Below are 18750 nucleotides of genomic sequence, written 5' to 3'. Positions count from 1 at the left end.
GCACTTCTCCATTTCACGGTAGGGCTGAACGACTTAGAGCCTTCCATATCGTTCCAGGCCGCTGTCAACAAAACGATTGAGCCAACTAACTGGCAACTTCCAGGCTTTCTCGACGGGAGTCCATTGTACTTCGGGCGTCCGGTTGCAAGACCGAAAAGCCAGCCCCGATTATCGGGACGATATGGCAACCGTGCTGTGAGCTTATGGCCGGAAATCCCGGAACGGACGATGATTGGAATATTTGCGCTATTCCACTGGTGGCGGATTTCGGGAGGGATGGCGGTAGTGTCCATAAAATTCCCTTTTTTGTTATAGAGTTACTTCAGCCATGTATGCAATCATCGGGTTTAAAGAAGTCGTGCAGAAGCCGGTTCACCGATCCGCGTGATTTCAAAGATACTGGCAACGGCGGCTGAAAAATGAAACCTGAAATTTCCGAATTCTCTTACGGGTTCGCCCTTACCAATGAACTCGTCGGTTGGGTTGCGCTATCAGCCGCACCCGTGTTCCCAAGCCTGATCGAGGAAGGCAAAGCAGGGGGCGGCTATGATGTGAAGCTCGACCGGCCAGGTGTACCCTTGTTTCTGCAATTCAAACGATCCCATTGCATGGTCCGCCGAACGGCGAAGGAACACCAAGCCGTCGTGGCCTTGGGCGGGACACTGAACGTTCCCTACTACCGTTTCCCCATCACCGAAGCGACGACCTCCGATCAGCATGAACTCCTGCTGGCGCTAGATGATGGCTCAAACCTCGTTTTTTACGCGGCACCCCGCTTTCACAGGAGAAACGAGATCAATCAAGCCTGGAGTCGGTCTGATGTCGCCCGGCGCTCGCTCTTCGTGGCTCCACGGATGATAGGCCCATTGGACGATGAGCAACACCATGTCGCCTTCGATGGTGGGAATACATGGCTGTGTTCGGAACCACGCGTTCTCGAAGTTCTAACCAACCGAGGGTTGGAGGACAAGCTGAACGGTTTTTTGAAGGAACACGATCAGCCGCTTGGAGAACGCCTGCCGTCGCTGGTGGCGGAAATGCATGAAGCCGAACGGCGCGGTCGTGAGAAAGCCGAGCTGCGCCGCGGCTCAAGGATGCCACAAGATACTTATATTTCTGACCGGGGGGACATTCCGGTGGTTGAAACCTTGACGCGAAGGTCGATCGTGGAAGGAGAATCTGACGCAGCAATCACGCCGGAACCCGAACCTCCGATGTCGCGTGAGCCCAAGCCTCTCGGAAGCGAAGCAGCCGTGCTCCGGCAAGTGGCAGACATCGCCGCGCATGTGTTCGAGACGCAGTTGATCATCGTCCAGCCACGGTAAAGCAGTATGCAGGCCTGAAACCGCCGTATTCCTCGTGGGCATACCCCCCAAAGAAAATTTCCGGGAACGTGAATGTCAGGGGAAAACATTCCCGCCATCAGCGCGTCCATGTGCAAACGCAAATCCGGCGCCGACTCAGAACAGTCAATCTGGCATGTTCACAACAGTCACCCCTTTGATGGAGTCGCGTGCCAACTCGACCAGATGGGCATGATGCGTGAAGAGGATTGCCTGCCCGTTTGTGCCAATCTCGGCGCAAAGCTGCAGGGCGGCCCGAGCGCGCGTATCGTCGAAGGTTTCCATGATATCATCCAAGATCATCGGCAGCGGCCCTGGGTCGCGCGCAAAGCTGCGATATCCAGCGAGGCGCAGCGCAAAGTACAACTGGCCCATCGTGCCCGTCGACATCTGTTCAATAGGAACCGTGCTGCCATCAGATTGGATACCAACAAGCTTTTCACCTTCCGCCTGGCTCCAGACGTCAACACCAGTCCAAGCGGGGGTGGTCATGGTGACAAAGGCCTCTTCAACATCGCGCAACATGCCACTGCGCCGCTCTTCAGCAAGGCGGCGCAGCGCCCCGCGTGCCGCCAGAACCCCGAGCCGAGCCACCGCCGCCTGACGGGCACCGCTCCGGAGCTCCTCGAGCAGTGTCGCCTGTTCGGTTGCGAGATCGCTGCGGTCGGCGGCCTCAAAAGCGTCGCGGTACAGACGGGCAGCCTCACGCTGTGCGTCGCGGGCGGTGTCGCGGGAGTCCTGTACGTCTTTCAGGGCGAGTTCCAGTTCTGCCGCGCGCGTGGCGTGCGGCATCCGGTCCAATTCCTCGGCAAAGAGATCGGCGTCTACGCCATCGCGAGCCTTCTGCCGATCGCGGTCCGCCGTTGCCTTATTGGCGCGCAGACGATCCCGTTCAACCAGCTTTGCGGCACGGTCGCGCGGCGAGAGGTCTTGTCCACCCTGCCCTTCGAAACAATCGTTCAGATCGTCAATCGCGGCCTGAAGTTCGGTCTCCGCGCGGCGTTTTGACCTGTCCGTCTCATCCCGTCGCAACACGGCCTCAACTCGTTTTTCGTCAGCCCGCGTGGATGCCACTACGCGCGCACGAGCACAGTCGATGACTTGAGCGGGGTCGATACCTGTCTCATCCTCAGGATCATCCAAAATCCGAGTCAGACGCTGTGCGCCCTCTGCAAGGGCGGCAATCGCCTGCTCCAGGGCCTCGATCCGAGCGGAGAGCTTTTGATGCTCGCCATAAAGCTGCTGCAGGCTGCGCAGATGCGGCAGGGCGGCTCGAATTGCCTCAAGCGAGCGATCCGGCAATGGCAGCACCGCAGTCAACCGGTCAAGATTCCCCTGCGCCGTTTCGCAGTCGGTTTGGCATTCCTCCGACTTGCTGTCCAACTTGGCTATGGTCTTCTCGCCGTCCTGCCATTTGGCCCAAGCCTTGCGATCACTATCCTCCAACGTCAATGCGCGTTGCACCTGCGCGGGTAGATCACCTTTCGCTGGGTCAAGTCCAAGGGGCCGCGCAGCATCAATCAGCGCGTCGCGGGTCACCTCCTGATGGGCAAGACGGGCTCTTAAAGCTTCTTTCGCATTGGAAAGATCGGCTGCCGCTTCGGCCGCTGCGGTCAGTGCCTGCTGCCGCGCGCTAAAGGCTGAGGGGCTCGCGTCTTCCCCCAATCCCAATGCAAGCGCCAACCTTGAACAGCGCTCCGACAGGCGGTCACGGAGAGTGACCAAATCGTCGTGACGCGTCTTTGCGGTCCCATACCTTGCCTCGGCGGTCCGCACCTGACCTTGCGCCGCGAGCAGACGCTGCCGGGCCTCTGCGCCGATCAGATAATGCGCGCGGGTGCCATCATCAGCATACATCGCTGTCTCGAATTGATCCGCGGTCTCGGTGGTCAGATCGTCCCGGTGCTGCTGCCAAACCATGTCACGCCGACGCCGGGTCTCTTCAGTCATGACAATGTCAACGGCGTCAGGCGCGGCCTCTTGCGCACAAAGATGGGCCCGCGTCTCAGCCAGTTCTGCTGCGCGGACGTCGAGGTCATTGTGCGCCGACGCAAGGTCGGCGGTCAGGGCCACCCACTTCCGACCGACTTCGTCGAGCGTTTCGCGCGCCGGCAGGCCCTCGGCGATCAGTTCTTTCCAGGACCCCGGCAGACCAGCAGTGACCTTGGTCAGACGCGCCAAAGCTTGGCTTTGGTCAGTCTCGAACGCGGTAAGATCCGCCACAGTCTTCCAAAGATCGAAGGCGGCTCGCAGCGCAGACATGTCTTGCGGTTCAGCGGGCGCTTCGCCCTGTTGGGCGCGGGCTGCTTCGGCGGCCTCCCGTGCGGCGTCGGTTGAAAGACTGGCGGTCAAGCAATTCTGGACTGCACTTGCAAGATCCTCAAGAACGCCTGCCTCCAGGGCAATTGTGGATGCCGGCGCATCTGGCACCTGGAGGAGCCGCAAAACGGCGTCTATTTGGCGACTGAGTTTTTCCTGATCTTCGCTGCGCCGGGCAAGATCGGCCCGCGCAGTGCTGGCCCGCCCCATCAGCGGCGCTCCGTCGATAGTCAATTGATCGAGACGTTCCAACTCTGCCGTCAACGTCTGGGCCAGCTTGTCGACTGGGTTGTCTGCGACGACCTGATCTTGTTTGGCGATCTCTTCTTCCGCCTCCGCGATCCGGATCGTCTGCGCGGCGATTTTTTCGACAAGGCCCGCCACGCGCTCTGCCGCGCCAGGATGGAGGTCGGGGCCGTCGGGGAAATCGACCAAGGCCTCTGTAAGCTGCCCTATTTCCTCAGTTCGATCATACCAGACCTCCGCAGCTTTTGACGCGGCCTGTCTTTGATGGGTTTGCCGCAGCTCGGCATCAACCCCCTCAAACTCGGCTGCTGCCCGATCACGATCATGACGCAGGGTGCGCTCTCGCTCTGTCGTCAGGCGCTCAGCCCGCAGTTCACGGCCAATCTCTTTCAGGCGATCGCTACCGGTTTTCAGAATGTTGCCCCGGCCTCGTTTTTTGTGAAATTTGTCGGCTCGCTCCGCCAGGGCGTCTAGCGTTTGCGCCATGCCCGTCAGGCCCGAAAGACCCGCATGCAGAAGTTGCCCAAGGTCTCCCTGCGCCCCGGCGATCCGTTCGCCACCCTCGCGCAAGCCCTTCTCGTTGAGAGAAAACCGTTCCTCATAAGTCTCTCGCGATAGGCCGTGCAAAGCACCCGACAGGATCGCCTCGTTTATTGGGCGGTTCTGCGCGTCCAACAGTGATTGCGTCCTCTTGCTGTTACGGTGCAAAGCCATGGTCCCGCGCCCGGGCAGGTCAAGTTCTGCCCCCACCAAAAGATCACTTCGCTCAAACTTGAAGGCATAAGGATGTGCCCCGCCTTTAAACCCGAAAAGCAATTCCAGAAAGGCGTGATAGGCCGTGGACTTGCCCGCCTCGTTTGGACCAAAAATCACCGTCACATCGGGGACGCCTTCGACAGGCCTTGGAAATACAATCTCGGCGTCTTTGAAACGGCCATAGCGGATCAGGTCTAACCGGTTCAGCCTCATCGCAAAGCCCCCGCGTGCAACGTCAGAGAAACTTCCGCTATCGCTTCCTCCAGTAGTGTATCCAGCCCGCTCTCATCCAGCTCGTCCATGATTTCTGATGGCAGGGCGAGGCGTAGTTCTTCGAGCTGTTGCAGAGCGGCCTGCCGAAAGCCGTCTTCGGTCAGTTCGTCCTGCATGAGGCGAACGAGATCGTCAGTCTCGGCTCCCGGTTTGCGGGGCGGCGGAGCAGATTTGACCTTGTCGAGGAATACACCGTCGATGCTATCCAGCACTTCGGCCGCCAGTTCCGTCACCAGTTCTGTCCCGTGGCGATCCGAGGTAACGTGCAGGCGCACCGCCATATCGCGTCCCGGCACTTGCGCGGACATCAATGTGTCGCGCAAGCTGCGCAAGACCTCCTGTTGGTCAGCACAGGCGCTCAAATCCAGCGCACATTCGGAAAAGCCAAGGTGACCAATGGCGCGGCGTTCGAATTCCGGCGTGCCCTCGCCCACCGAAACAATGGTCACGGCGCCACCGTTGCGCTCACCAAAATGGCGCGGCTGCGGGATACCGGGCATGACCGCCAGTACCGGTCCGTCGACACGCTCGAAGGGTGCGTGTATATGCCCGAGGCACCAGAGATCGTACCCATACGCCATCAGGTCCCGTTCGGCGCAGGGTGCATAGGGATCATGACCCTGAGCACCGTCAAGCGAGGTATGCATCAGCCCGACGTTGCGCTTGCCCGGCACCGGTCGCGGATAATCGGGAAGAAAGCTCTTTGCCACATGTGCCGCATCAAAGGAGAGGCCATGGAAAGCCGTGCCACCGATCTCGACCGTCGGTGCACCATTGTGCAGAACATGGACATTCGGCCCCAAATCTCCATGCGCCTTGTGATCTAACAGCGCATCGTGGTTACCCCTGATCAGCACCGTGGGCACACCAGCTTCGGAAGCACGCGCCAACTGGGAAATCAGGAAGGCCCGGGCTTTCAGATCCGGGTAACCATTGTCAAAGATGTCGCCCGCCAGCACCAAAGCATCGACCTGCTCCGAAATCGCCAAGTCGATGATCTCGGCAAAGGTGTCGCGGCTGGCCTGTTTCAGCCGGTCGCCAAGATCGGGGTTCCGTAGCGCCACGGATCGGATGGGTGATCCAAGATGAATGTCAGCTGAAACGAGGAGGCGCATCATATTCCGTCCGTGTTTCCGCGAAAGATGCGGTTTTTCTTTGATACATCACAATAACTATCAGTTGCTATTGAACATGTCTTTGTTCCTCAATTTGGCCGCCGCCACTTAGCGCAGTTCGGTGGTGGTGCCCTCCTGCATCCCGATCGATGTTCGCAAGTATGTAAAACTGATAGTCGTGAGTGCAATGTAATTTGAATTTTGGCAGCATGCCTAATAGGGCTTCCCTTAGGTGTTTGATCCCAAGGTTTGATGGTGCGATCCTTTCGCAGGAATGGAAGGAAGCATTATGGGACAAGTTCGTCATGGGAGCGCCACGACCACGCACGCCGTCAGAGCTGCAATACAGCGATCGCAAGCTTCGCTCGCGCAACTGAGCCAGGAGGCTCGGCATCAATCCCAAAACAGTGGCGAAGTGGCGTAAACGCCAGACTGTCGAGGATTTGAAGACTGGGCCGAAAGAGCCCCGGTCAACAGTCTTGTCCGAAGCAGAGGAGGCGACAATCGTCGCATTCAGACGGCACACCTTGTTGCCGCTGGACGATTGTCTTTATGCCCTTCAACCAACGATTCCGCATTTGACGCGTTCGGCGCTGCATCGGTGTCTGCAGCGACACGGCATTTCCCGGCTGCCTGATGTCGAGGGCGACAAGCCAAAGCGCCAGAAGTTCAAACGATACCCCATCGGCTTCTTCCATATCGACATCGCCGAGGTTCAGACTGCTGAAGGCAAGCTCTACCTGTTCGTCGGTATTGACCGGACCAGTAAGTTCGCAGTCACCCAACTCGTAGAGAAGGCAGACCGCAAGACCGCTTGGGAGTTCCTACAGCAAATGCTCGAGGCCGTGCCCTATCAGGTCCACACAATTCTCACCGACAACGGCATTCAGTTCGCAGAGCAACCGCGCAATCGCAACACCGCCTATTCAAGGCCGATGCGCTTCGACATGATCTGCGAAGCCAACAGCATCGAGCACCGCCTCACCAAGCCAAACCATCCGTGGACCAACGGTCAGGTGGAGCGAATGAATCGCACCATCAAGGACGCGACGATCAAGCGATTCCATTACAACAACCATGACCAATTGAAGGCGCATCTCGCAGACTTCATGGCAGCCTACAACTTCGCGCGCAGGCTCAAGACCCTCGGTGGCCTCACGCCCTACGAATACATCTGCAAGATCTGCACATCCGAGCCAGACAGATTCATCCTAAATCCGATCCACCAGATGCCGGGACTAAACACCTAACGCGCACCAACTGCGCGCGATGGAAAACATGATCCACGACGGATTCCAGGGCAACCAGTATCGGGCATCCTTGCGCCACTAGCCACGCAAATTCATGCGAAAGGTTTTCTCGATGCGGCTCATATCAGAATGCTCGACACCCGCCTGCTCAGCGAACTCTTGCCACTTCGCGACCGCGTCCACAATGTCCTCGATTGCCTGGTTCGCCTTGTTGGATTTCAGCCCCACGTTCGAAGCAAGTACCATGAGGTCGCCATGGGTAAAATCGTTTCGCTTTCCCGCCAAGCTCATCTGGTGATCGCGGGTCCATGAGCCAGAAGGATTGTAGGAATAGGCCACGTCATAGGCGGGAGACAGTCGCCAGGCTCCGGACCGGTCCATGAGGAAGGAAATATTCTTGACGTGGTCATCCTGGTTGCGGGCGACAACGTTGAAGACCGCACGCTTGTACTGCTGTTCTACGACGTCCATCCCGAGCCCAAGATCCCTGATTGTCAAGACGGCCTGCTCGTAGGAATAAGATGCCGGGTCGTTGAAATCGAAATGCTGCATCGCGCCTAGCGATTGCATGTGGCGCTTTCGCCCCCGTTCGTCCCGGTCGAACCGACGTGTCATGAAGTGGCTTCGGCCGCCCTCGTGGTGAAGCCTGCATTCCGACATGTCGATGCCCGCTTCGGTCGCCATCAGGTAATATGCGTACTCGATCTTTCCAAAGCCTTGCGGGTCGGCGAGCTCTTTGTCGCGGTTGTTGGACACTCCGTCGAACTTCAAGAGCCAATGCTCGTACCCCTCGTCGACTTTGACTTGCCCTGACCTGAACTCACCGGTGTCTCGGTTCCAGGCGAGTACAGCCTTGGCGCGCGCGCCACCCGCCGAGGTCCCGACGCTCAAGATATCTTCCAGCGCCTCGGCGTCGTCTTCACCCCCCAGCCTACCTGCAAGGTTCTCACGCTCGCTTAGTACCCTGTTTGCCAGATCCACCAACTGGGCCACTTCGAGTTTTTTTGACCGGGTCGCCTTGCGGACCGTCGGCTCGAACTCCAGTGCCCCGATCCCGCGGTTACCGATGTAACAAAGCCGATCCACGGGGCTGAACCGGTCCACGCTTCGCCCCGTTTCCGCAAGCCACGCATCGATCAGCCGGTTGCCGAACTTGTCTGGCAACGCGTCGGCCAACATGCCGGGCAACCCTTTGAACGTTTCTTTCGGAAGGGCGGGAAACTCGTAGGGTGCTTCCCGAACTGGCATCTTCAGGGGCGCGACCTCAATACCCGCGCCCACAAAGGCCGGATCGTATTGAAAGATGCCGAGTGCGCGTGCCTCATCCCAACTCACAGCACCAATGCGCCGACCCCACAATACTATGCTCGCGTCAGTCATCTACGTCATCACCCCAGGTCCATGTTGATTTTCTGGAGCGTTCGGATACAGGACTCGCTCTCCTGCGCTCCTTCCCCTTCTGCGAGACGCGTTCAATTGGCCTGATGTCTCCCTCTGGTAACGCAGAGAGTATTGGCTCTTCCAGATCGAGCGCGGTGGCGACGCGAAGAAAGGTGTCCAGGGTCGAAGGGTCCCCCGCTTCAAGGCGGCGCAGGGTGCGTACTCCGATGCCCGCCTTCTCGGCGAGGTCAGTTTGGGTCACGTTGCGCGCGAGGCGCAAGCGCGCGAGACGTTGCCCGATTTCTTGTTCGATTTGTTGAGATGTCGCCATTTTACTTTAAAGGCCGCAAGATGCCGATTACTCCAGATAATTTGCTAATGTCGGTCGTATATGGCCTTTTATGGTGATTCTTGTCAATAGGCCTCAAGGGGCCTCTTGGAGCGTCCATCCTTCATTACGGGGCCACATATGGCCTTTCGATTAAAAGTTGGGATATCACTGCAGCGAGTTATTGGGGAAACGGACCCAAGCGAACTCTAAGATTCTCGTGGACCCGCCAGCATAGGCCGCGAGGAGCGTGGCATCGTCGGAAGCAACGGCCCGCGTCAAACTTGCGGTCGGGTGCTGCCAGTTCTCTACGGAAAGCACCATATGCCCATGACAAGTGTGATGGTCGATACTGTAACGCCCAAATCGATCGCACTCAGCGTTTCGCGGCCATCCAGAATCCGATTGCACCCAACTTATTTGTTGGGTGCTTGGCCACAACAAATAAGTTGGGTATATTGAGGCATGACCATGAACAGAATCACCCTGAACGAAAAAGAAGCGCGGGAAACGCGTGCCCGGATTTCTCGTCTCTCTGAGGCTCTTCACTCGGAGCGCGCGATGGAGCCGGTTGTGGCCGGCCTGCCGCCTGAGGTGGTTTCTCAAGTCTCGCGCATGATGAAGGCCGAGCGCGCGCGCCTGACCCAAGCGGTCGAGGCATACGAAGAGGCCAAGGACACCCAACGACCCACCGCCCTAAAAGAACTGGTTAACCGCGACCTTGGCCTGATGCTCATAGTAGCGCGGATCGCCAACGGCTTCTCTCAGAAGGACCTAGCATGGCGCCTCGGCGTAAAGGAACAACAGGTTCAGCGTTGGGAGGCTGAGCGTTATGCCCCGATCAGCCTCAAGAACTATCATCGCGTGGCGGCGCTGCTGGGAGTCCGGCCTTGGGCTGACATGCCTGACCAACCGGAGCTCCGCGGACTGGACAAGGTCATCGACGGTGTGTCGAAGGCCGAGATCAAGAAAATCCTCAAACATGGGCGCGAGAACGGCTGGTTCGCCGAAGACTTCACTGAGGCGGAGCTTCGTCGCTACATCGCTGAGAACCGGATCGATTTTGGAAGCCCAGGGCTTCTCCGAACTGGCCTCAACGTTGTGGATCACGCCGAAGACGTCTTGCTCCACGCCTGGCGCGCTAGGGTCACCGCGAGAGCTCGTGACGCTTTCGCGGGCGTCGAGGACGTTCATGAGCCGCTTGAACTCAAGTGGATGCCCGAACTGGTCCGTCTGAGCAATGACCCCCGCGGGCCGCTCCGGGCGGTGGAAGTGCTCGCCCACCGCGGGATCGTATTGATTGTGGAGCCACAGATCCCCGGCCTCAAGATCGACGGCGCAGCGTTCATCGTGGATGGGAGACCGGTCATCGGAATGACCGTCAGGACCGACACGGTGGACAACTTCTGGTTCACGCTGATGCACGAACTTGCCCACGTCACTCTTCACTTCTCCACCGGGCTGGCCGTAGGCTTCTACGATCAGACGGACCAAGAGACATCAGTCGATGAACAGGAGGAGGAGGCCAACCGGTTCGCCTCCAACTTGCTCATCCCAGAAGAACGCTGGCGGCGTTCTACCGCCCGCATCGCGAAGTCGGCTGCGGTCATTGAGCGCTTCGCGAACGAGCTAGGTATCCATCCGGCAATTGTGTTCGGGCGGATGCGCAAGGAACGGGGCGATTGGTCCCTGTTCGCAAACAAGATCGGGAGGAACACCGTGAGGAAACTGTTTGTGGGCGAAGCCCAGAAAGGAAAGACTGATGCTCCCATACTACCCGGCCCTCAGGGCTAAACCCGGCGAGTTCGCAGCCTGCGGCAGGCTGACCCCCCGTTATCAGGGGTACGTCTGCCCTCGCTTCGTGGTGCCGCCGCCCACTGAGTCCGATCCCGAAAAGGGGCGCGTACCCACGCTGGACGAGATTGCTTACATGATGGGTGAACGCCTCGGAAAGAGCTGGCCGCACCGGCGTGCGTTTCTTGACCCGCAACTGGCAGCGACGGCCCTTGGCGACGAGGGGGTGGCGACCCTCTTCCGCATCGCCACCGCGGTAAATTCCCGCCTGCTTCCGGTACTGAGGGTCGCCGATATGACCAACCCGGCCCGCCAAGCGCTCGTTCGGGACGGGGACGTGAGGGTAGGCATCTACATGGACTTCGAGGAAGTTGATCCCGCCGCTTTGGTCGAGGCGGTGAAGAAGGCGGGCCTCCGGCCGGAACACTGCGTCCTCTTCGTGGATTTCACCGGAGCTCCCCTCGGTGCCGACTTCGCGCCTGCCATCGGCGAAATCTTTGACCAACTGGACGCCGCAGCGCGGTGGAGCAAGATCGTCTACCAAGCGTCGGCGTACCCGGATAAGCTGCCGGTCGGTGCCAACGAACGCACGTTAATCGCCAGGGCAGAGTGGACCACCTTCCAGGCGGCACTCAAGGAAACAGGCGTCCAACCGGACCGACTGGCCTACGGTGACTTTGGCGCGGATTGCGGGCGAATGATGTTTCCGAAGGGCAAGGGCGGTGGACGACCGAGGCCGCACCTCCGCTATACCGGCAAGACCCACACATTGGTGGTCAGGGGCAGCGATTCGGGAGCCTTTACGCCGACGATGCGCGACGTCTGCAAGCAGATCATCGAGAGCAAGGAGTACAGCGGCAGGAGTTTCTCCCCCGCGGACGACCGGATCTGGCGAAACGCGAAGGGGCTGACCGAAACCTGCGGCGACGCGACTGGCTGGCGGGAACTGAACACCGCGCACCATCTGGTCAGGATAGTCAGGGACTTGGGTGCTATGTCTGGTATCGAGTTCGAAGAAGATGCTGTCTCTGAGTACTCGGAGCAGGAAAGCCTTTTCTAGCTCAGCGCTGCACTTAAGCATCCTGATAGGTCCCGTCGGCCGCAGCGATCACGACCTCGTCCTCGGCCATCCATTGGTTGGAGATCAGAAACCTGCGGATCGTATCCGGGGCTTCGGAATAGAGCACTAGCGCGAGGCTCTCTTCGGCGCGGGTGCAAGTGACATAGAGCAAGCGGCGGGTGCGCTCGATCGTGGTTTCCTCGCCATTGTCCGCCTTTTTTTGGGCGGTTGGGCCCAAGGGTTTCACACCAAACAGCGTCTCGTAAGAAGCAAGGCCCTTGAAGCGAGTATGGACGTCGTCGGCGATTACCATGACCCGGGGAAATTCGAGCCCTTTGACCCCCTGGTGGGTGCCAAAGGGGCTGCGATCTTCGACATAGGCGAGGTAGCGCGCCACCTGGGAAAACGGGGCATCAAGCGCCTGCGTCCAGGCCTCGATGATGGTGGGTTCAGTGGGTGGTGTGTCCTCGGGCGTGGTCAGGTCCAGCTCGTCAAACAAGGGATCAAGCTCGGCAAGGATATCGGCCATGTCCTGGGCCGCCGGATTGTCGTCAGGCAAACAGGGCCGAAGCTGGTCAGGGATCGGGAACAACCGGTGCTCGGCCACGACTGCCAACACGTCGGCACAACTCGGATCCGGTTCGTCCTTAAATAGCGTCATCAGCGCCGCAACGCCCGCCCGTGCCGCGTCGAGGCCAGAAGCCTGGCCCCCGCGCCCCGTCCGGATACCTCTCTTATCGACCAGCGGTGAGCCGTCGCGCAGCACTGCCATCGCGGCAAAGGCATCCCCATTCCTTTGTGCCGTCACCAAAGGCAAGACCCGGTGGGTGAAAAGCCGCATAGCAGGTAAGGTGCCATCGCGAAACCCGTCCTTGAGCTTGTCGGGTTTGCTCAATGGCTCAAACAGTTCACTAAAACCAAGACGCGCGGCGGCCATGTGACGCTCGATCGTAAGTGTCTTGATCGCCTCCGCGTTCTGCCACGCGGGGTCCCCGGTGATGCGGGCCATGTCCGCACAAGCGAAGGCTTCAAAGGCTCCGCGATCCGTGCCCTCGCTTGGTGCAAGAAAGACGCGCACGGTGCCACCCGGTTTGTCTTCGCGCGCCCGCTGCTGGCGGCCATCATCGTCGCGCCGGATCGAATTCGCCAGGTCCACGATCCGCTTGCGGCTGCGGTGGTTCATCTGTTTGGCCGGTTGCGAAAAATCCCCCACTCGCTGGTCAAGATCGCGCAAACCATCGGTATAAATGCGCTGCATCGTGTCCCCGAGCAGCCCTAGGGCGATGCGGCCGCGATGGCTCGCCTCGAAGGTCAAGAGCGCCTCCATCAGTGGTTTCATCGTGTCCTGACTCTCATCGATCAGGATGAACGGGTAGCGCGCCAGAACGATGTTCTGAAACGTCTCGCTTTCAGTCAGGAAATGCGCGGCGAGCGCAATGACTTCGGTATGTTGCAGCGCATCGCGGCCGAAATTGTCCCCCTCGGGCGCATAGGTGAAGGCGCGGATTTCAGCCAGGCGCTCCAGACGCTTCGTCTTGGAGGCCATCTTCTTCTCGCGTTTGTCATGGGCGTCGGTGCCCGCACGGCCCTTCGCATGGGCTGCCTGGATCTCGGCAATTTCTGTCCGCAGGTTGCTCTCTAGCCAGCCCCGAATATCCGCCGTGCGCCCCTCGATGAGCGACCAAGCGAAGCTGTGGATGGTCTGTACCTGAAACACCGGATCGGCCTTGACGCGGCGTGTGATCTCATCTGCGGCGGCGTTGGTATAGGTGATGACGGCGATCTTGCGGCTGTGTTTGCGCAAGGTGGTCAGGGTCTGTGTGTCCAATCCCTCAAGTGCCTCCTTGAGAGATCGCGTCTTTCCAGATCCCGCCCCGGCAAAGAGAAAGAAGCTGCGTGGCTGACCAAGGGACAGGCACGCGCGAATCGTCGCGTCAGCGCCCGCGTCGCGGGTAGCGTCGGTCACGTCTGTCACGCCGCGCCCTCCACGCCCTTCAGCTGGCCCGCGAGCCAGGTAAGGCCGGTGTTGATATAGGGCGGCGCGCGCAACACTTTGATGTCTTTGATGTACAGAAGATCCAGTGCGAAGGCGGCCTTTTCCGGTCTTTTTGCCAACCTTTCAAAGAGCGCCTTGGCGAGGTCTTCAGGGGCCTGAGCCTCAGCGATGGATTTGGCAAAGGCACGGGTCATGAGGCAGGAGAACTCTGTTCCTGCGGCGTCCGTCACGGCTTTCGGGTTAGTCAGGACCAGAGCATCCTCGAAGGTGCTGGGCGTGACGCTCGTGGACACCGAGCCAAGTGTCACTTTTTGCGGGGTTTGATAGCTGACGGCGATGGGGCGGTCAGGGGCCGTGTGACACAGAGCCGTGGGGGGAGAGCCTAACAGCTCATCGATCTCTGCCAGCTTGGGGAGCCAGGTCTTTAGCACGTGGTTGGCTGTGGTTTGAGCAGCCCCGCAGGAAGGCTGGACCGATTCTTTGACGACCTTCCCGCCTTTGTCGACCTCTGCCACCGCGTCGAGATCGGTGATGATCAGCGTCGGCACCTCCAGCGCCTCGATCAGAGGCCGCAGCCTATGCGCGTGACTGCCCCCCAGCTCTAAAAAGGATAGATAGGCTGCAGCCAAATCAGGGTAGTGATGTTGGATCAGATGCGGCAGCAGAATTCGCTCCGCAGCACCCTCGATCACGATGATGGCGTCGGCAAAGAATAGATCAAAATGTGTGCTGAGCAGATAGCGCGTCACGAAGCGATGGGTTTCATTGTCCGCACCAAAGAGCCCAGTCATATTCGCCACACTGGCCGTGGGCACAACTCCGTGACTTGGCAGTTCGCGCTTGAAGTAACGCAGCTCCTTAAACGCGGCGGCGTGTGCAATATGGCCCGAATGGGTGCTCACGACCAGCTGAGTGGTAAAGGCCGAGCCCTCCTGCTCCAGATCTTTATGGTTGCGCAGCACCTTGTGGGCCCTAGCCATAAAGACCTGCTGTACCTGAACATGCAGATGCGCCTCCGGTTCCTCGATTAGCACCAGTTGCAGAGGTTCGATACCCTTGTCGTTTGGGGTTACTAACTGCGATTTGAACTTGCCTACTTGCATCCAGTCATCCCGGAAACGCATTAGCTGAAACACCATGGAGATCAGGTTCTGGAAGCCGAGGCCATTGTAGCTTTCAGGCAACTTCACCCCGGAAGTGTCGCCCGAGATATCGTATTGCACCGCAGCCGGGTGATCGAGCCCGTCAACGGGTTTGATCTGCGTGGCTATGAAGAGTTTCGGATTGTTCAGCCCGCCGGGGTAGCCGAGACTTTCCAGTTCCTTGATAGCATCAGCGAAACCATCCTTGAGCCGGGCATTAAAGGTGGATTCGGCATCATGGATTGCCTCGAGCGCTTTGACGTCGTTCGGCGTGGGGTCCTTTTCGGGGTCGATATGTTTACGGAAATAGGGCTGAATCTGGCTGGCAATCTTTCGGCTAGTTGCGTTCGTCGGTTCATCGTCGTCGCCATTACTGTCCCCTGCGTCTGCGAAACCGCGTTGCGCGTTGATCTCACGAATGTGGATGAGTCCAGCAAAGGGGTTCGAACCGATCCCCTCCGACAAGGCCGGCAGGGCATGCGGCTCAACCGGCCCTGTCGTGGTGAAGCTCATGGGATCCAGAAGATGGGCGTTAAGCTCGAATAGGTCCCTCAGGCGCTTGTCTAGAAATTCTCGAAAATCACGTGGCCAAAGCGCGAACCCTTTGGCCGTTGCGCCGCCGGGTTGCAGCGTCTGAGCGGCCTCTCGTGCGGCCAGGTACTGCGCCTTGATGTCCGCCCCCTTCTTTGGCTCCAAGCGTAGGCGCACGCCCAGCAAGCCACCAGTCCAGGTCAGTGTTGGGATCAGGTGCGCGACATGGTGCAGCTCTGACGTGTCAGCATGGAGCCAGACGTCAATGAACGGAAGCTGGGCCAGGAGCGGGCTGAGATCCACCTCGACCTCCTGTGTCCAGGCTCCCGCGATCTGTTCAATTGCGGCCCAGTTTGAGGCTGTCACATCACGCGTGTCGATACCGCCGCGATCCTTAAGGAATTTGCGCAGCGCCTTCATGGCCGATGTCTTGCCGCTGTTGTTGGCCCCGACGAGCAGGGTCTGCTTGTCCGACATATCCAGACGGGCGCGCCGCAATTTGCGAAAATTGAAAACTTCAATGCGTGTGAGCTTCATAGTATTGGTGTCCCCCTCGCAGAGAATGCTGCGATAGTTTCTCTATATATACTCGTCCTGCGGGTGTGTAGCCGTACTCAACCGTCAGGGTTCTCCCAGTATTCACTGTCTGGCTATTCGCTTCGCAGATTCACAGGAGATGCTGTGGAAATCGCATGCTGGGTTTTGGGCCTCTCATCGGCCGTGAGGCGGAACGCCGGAGGCCTTGCCGCTAATAAATGCAAGAGACTTCGGTCAGAAATAGTGAAACGATTATCGCTTTGTAATCGCGTGACTTTCTTGGTATGCAGATGAATCGGTGCACCGCAAATGAAACGATAAGCAGAACGGCGGACTTCACCCTCTGCATCGGCAGCTGGTTACCCGAAATCGACTTGTGGTGCTTCGTCGACAACCCCCGCATCCGCCAACTGCTCCCGATCCGGAAGATCGCGAAGGCTCTCTAACCCGAACGCCACGAGAAACTGCTCGGTCGTCACAAATGTATAGGGAGCCCCTCGCCGGGGCGACCTTGGCCCAGTCCCGATCAGGTTGCGTGCATGCAGCCGCCCGATAAGATCGCGACTAATCTCCTTGCCGAAGATATCCTTGAGCCCGTCGCGCGTGATCGGCTGGTGATAGGCGATGGCCGCCAGGACCGCGACGTCGAATTCACTCAGGTCCAGCAGTTGATCCCCGACATCTGCCGCCGCGCGGATCGCGGGGGCGTAGGTGGCACGCGTGCGTAACATCCAGCCGCCAGCAACCTGGGCGATCTCGAAGGCCCGCCCCTCCAGATCGGCGGCAAGGTCCTCGACCAGCAAATCGACCGAGGCCCCCTGCCCCACGACCCGGGCCAGATCCTCGCGCGGGACCGGCGAGGCCGAGGCAAACAACACCGCCTCGATCCGGCGCATCCATTCCCGCCAGCGCAGATCGGCTGGTAGGTCGGACAACTCGCGATCAAGCTCCGGCTCAGATCTGTCCTTCGCCATCGCTACACCCCGTAGAGCCGGAAAGTGTCGCGCCCGGTCAGCTCGCGCACCGCGCCGAGGTCGACCAGTCGGTCGCAGAGCCGCCTCGCGGCGCGATCCGGCAGAGGCAAAGCCGAAGGTGCCATCGCATCACGGGTCAGGAACATCTCGACTGCGTCGCCCGCGCCCTTGGCCCGAAGCTTCGGCGCGACCGCTTTCAGGTGCGCGGCCCGCCGCGCGAGATCTGCGGCGAGGCGCGCGGCTTCGATCACCGACGAGACAAGCGCGCGATGACAGGCCAGACGCAGGTCATCGCCCTGTTTGCGCAAATCGGCGCGTTTCAGGCCTGCGGCCAGCAGCGGCACGACATGATCCCAACCGAAGGTTTGGGCGAGGGCCGCGTCCGCGAAGATCAGCGCAGGCACTTCCGCACGCGGCGCCTCGCGCAGCACGGCCTCCAGCACCATCGCGGCACGGCCGACCGGCCCGCCCTGCCCCGTATCGAACCATGTAGCAATCTGGCCCGGCTCAACGTTCGGCAGGGCTCGGCCCAGAGCCTTGACCGACACCGGCTTTTCCACAGCGCGCTGCCAGGCCAGGTAGGTTTCCCCCGCCGGGCCGGGCAGATCGTCGGGGCGCAGAAGATGTACGGCGTCGCGCAACTCCCCTGCCCTCTCTGGGCGCCCAGAGAACGCGATACAAGCCTCGGCCGCGCGCAGCGCGAGCCGATCCCGCAACAAGGAATGGGGCACCTCCTGACGCCCCAATACAAGATGCAGGTGAGCCAGCGCCGCGCCCGAAAAAAACGCAACATCTTCAAGGGTTTCAGCGCGTGCAGAGGTGACCCAGGTGGGCATCCGGGGTAACGTGTCCAGGTCGCTGATGTGATCCGGCCGGGCAAATGTCATGCCCAGAGCCTACACCAGCGCGGCGCTTTCTTCCAGATAATAGGTCGCAATCCGCCCCGCTTTGCAATTTTAGATCATGTCCAATAAGTTTGCCTTATCGGACATAAAGAGATACGCTGCAGCACAGTATCAAAATTAGCGAATTTCAGGGGAAAGCATGAACTCAGAGGGCGAGGAATTCGCATCATCACGCTCCGCTATTCCGGTTGATGCTTTCGTCAACGAGAGAGATCAAGACAACAGCGAGACCGTCATCCTGTTGCCATTCGCGACCAGATCAGATGCGTTACCCCCCGTCGATCAGGATATCCAGAGCGCGATTCAAAGCGTCACGATGGTGCGCCAGAGATCCTATCGGCTTTCACATCTCCGATCCCGGCACGGCCGCCAGTTCCTGCACCGGCACAATCCAGTTTTGTCCCTCGAAAGAGATGGTCGGAGTGAGGCCCGGCAATGCCGTATATCGGCCCGCCGCGCTCAAAGGGGCTACGATACACGAGGCCTCTATCCCGATCAGGTCGGTCTGAAGATCCACCGCAAGCTGCCCGCCCTTGAGGCGATAAAGAACGAACTGCGCCATCGCGTCTTTGTCCTAAAAGCGCCGCGAGCCCGCCAGTGGCAGCCCTTCCTTGGCAACCTCAACGGTATAGGCGCTGATCGCGGAGTGGTTCTCAGCACGCCACAAGCGATTGCGCTCGATCTTGGCCGCCTGCACGATCGCCGCCTCGGCAAGGCGCGACATGTTGAGTCCCAACGCACGCGCTGTTTGCACGACATCTGCATCCAGCGTCAAATTGACCTTCACCTGTCCCATAGGAC

At 59.6% G+C, this 18750-nt stretch carries 13 protein-coding genes and 1 pseudogene; 4 read left to right on the top strand and 10 right to left on the bottom strand.

Annotated elements, in window-relative coordinates:
• The first annotated feature begins 419 nt into the window (after nucleotides 1-419).
• Nucleotides 420-1325: a hypothetical protein gene (locus AB4874_RS15960; protein ID WP_368392713.1), complete on the top strand. Its 906-nt coding sequence runs from the start codon at nucleotides 420-422 to the stop codon at nucleotides 1323-1325.
• A 144-nt stretch (nucleotides 1326-1469) separates the two neighbouring features.
• On the opposite strand, the gene AB4874_RS15955 is transcribed toward AB4874_RS15960, so the two are convergent.
• A complete protein-coding gene (locus AB4874_RS15955; protein WP_368392712.1) occupies nucleotides 1470-4877 on the bottom strand; it encodes an AAA family ATPase in 3408 nt (1135 codons plus the stop codon).
• Nucleotides 4874-6055, bottom strand: coding sequence for a metallophosphoesterase family protein (locus tag AB4874_RS15950; protein WP_368392711.1), 1182 nt, complete (start codon nucleotides 6053-6055; stop codon nucleotides 4874-4876). The genes AB4874_RS15955 and AB4874_RS15950 overlap by 4 nt, the downstream gene beginning before the upstream one ends.
• Nucleotides 6056-6341: 286 nt before the next feature.
• Here AB4874_RS15950 and AB4874_RS15945 point away from each other — a divergent pair.
• Nucleotides 6342-7302: pseudogene (locus AB4874_RS15945) on the top strand (IS481 family transposase).
• A gap of 78 nt (nucleotides 7303-7380) precedes the next feature.
• Here AB4874_RS15945 and AB4874_RS15940 read toward each other — a convergent pair.
• Together AB4874_RS15940 and AB4874_RS15935 are read right to left on the bottom strand one after the other, a co-directional pair.
• The gene (locus AB4874_RS15940; RefSeq protein WP_064225029.1) at nucleotides 7381-8682 is read right to left on the bottom strand and encodes a type II toxin-antitoxin system HipA family toxin; all 1302 of its coding nucleotides are present in this window, start codon (nucleotides 8680-8682) and stop codon (nucleotides 7381-7383) included.
• Entirely contained in the window at nucleotides 8675-9013 is a 339-nt protein-coding gene (locus AB4874_RS15935; protein WP_064225030.1) for a helix-turn-helix domain-containing protein, read from the bottom strand. Before AB4874_RS15935 ends, AB4874_RS15940 begins: the two co-directional genes overlap by 8 nt.
• Nucleotides 9014-9481: 468 nt before the next feature.
• Here AB4874_RS15935 and AB4874_RS15930 point away from each other — a divergent pair, with 468 nt between their 5' ends.
• Nucleotides 9482-10804, top strand: a complete 1323-nt coding sequence (locus AB4874_RS15930; protein ID WP_368392710.1) for an ImmA/IrrE family metallo-endopeptidase — start codon at nucleotides 9482-9484, stop codon at nucleotides 10802-10804.
• Complete coding sequence (locus AB4874_RS15925) at nucleotides 10773-11864, top strand: beta family protein (RefSeq protein WP_368392709.1); 1092 nt, start codon at nucleotides 10773-10775, stop codon at nucleotides 11862-11864. Before AB4874_RS15930 ends, AB4874_RS15925 begins: the two co-directional genes overlap by 32 nt.
• A gap of 13 nt (nucleotides 11865-11877) precedes the next feature.
• On the opposite strand, the gene AB4874_RS15920 is transcribed toward AB4874_RS15925, so the two are convergent.
• The 6 genes from AB4874_RS15920 to AB4874_RS15895 all read right to left on the bottom strand — a co-directional run bounded on the left by AB4874_RS15920 (nucleotide 11878) and on the right by AB4874_RS15895 (nucleotide 18745).
• Nucleotides 11878-13839 (bottom strand): UvrD-helicase domain-containing protein, encoded by a 1962-nt coding sequence (locus tag AB4874_RS15920; protein WP_368392707.1) that lies wholly within the window; start codon nucleotides 13837-13839, stop codon nucleotides 11878-11880.
• Nucleotides 13836-16070 (bottom strand): ATP-dependent nuclease, encoded by a 2235-nt coding sequence (locus AB4874_RS15915; protein WP_368392706.1) that lies wholly within the window; start codon nucleotides 16068-16070, stop codon nucleotides 13836-13838. Before AB4874_RS15915 ends, AB4874_RS15920 begins: the two co-directional genes overlap by 4 nt.
• A gap of 359 nt (nucleotides 16071-16429) precedes the next feature.
• Nucleotides 16430-17044 (bottom strand): SMC-Scp complex subunit ScpB, encoded by a 615-nt coding sequence (gene scpB / locus AB4874_RS15910; protein WP_368392705.1) that lies wholly within the window; start codon nucleotides 17042-17044, stop codon nucleotides 16430-16432.
• 2 nt (nucleotides 17045-17046) lie between these two features.
• A complete protein-coding gene (locus AB4874_RS15905) occupies nucleotides 17047-17931 on the bottom strand; it encodes a DUF1403 family protein (RefSeq protein ID WP_368392704.1) in 885 nt (294 codons plus the stop codon).
• A gap of 361 nt (nucleotides 17932-18292) precedes the next feature.
• A complete protein-coding gene (locus AB4874_RS15900) occupies nucleotides 18293-18511 on the bottom strand; it encodes a CcdB family protein (RefSeq protein WP_368392703.1) in 219 nt (72 codons plus the stop codon).
• 12 nt (nucleotides 18512-18523) lie between these two features.
• A complete protein-coding gene (locus AB4874_RS15895; RefSeq protein ID WP_368392702.1) occupies nucleotides 18524-18745 on the bottom strand; it encodes a type II toxin-antitoxin system CcdA family antitoxin in 222 nt (73 codons plus the stop codon).
• Between the last annotated feature and the right edge of the window lie 5 nt (nucleotides 18746-18750).

This window comes from Thioclava arctica (assembly GCF_040892615.1).
GTDB lineage: Bacteria > Pseudomonadota > Alphaproteobacteria > Rhodobacterales > Rhodobacteraceae > Thioclava > Thioclava arctica.
Note: the sequence above shows the minus strand (reverse complement) of the source record. Positions and strands in the feature narration are given on the sequence as shown.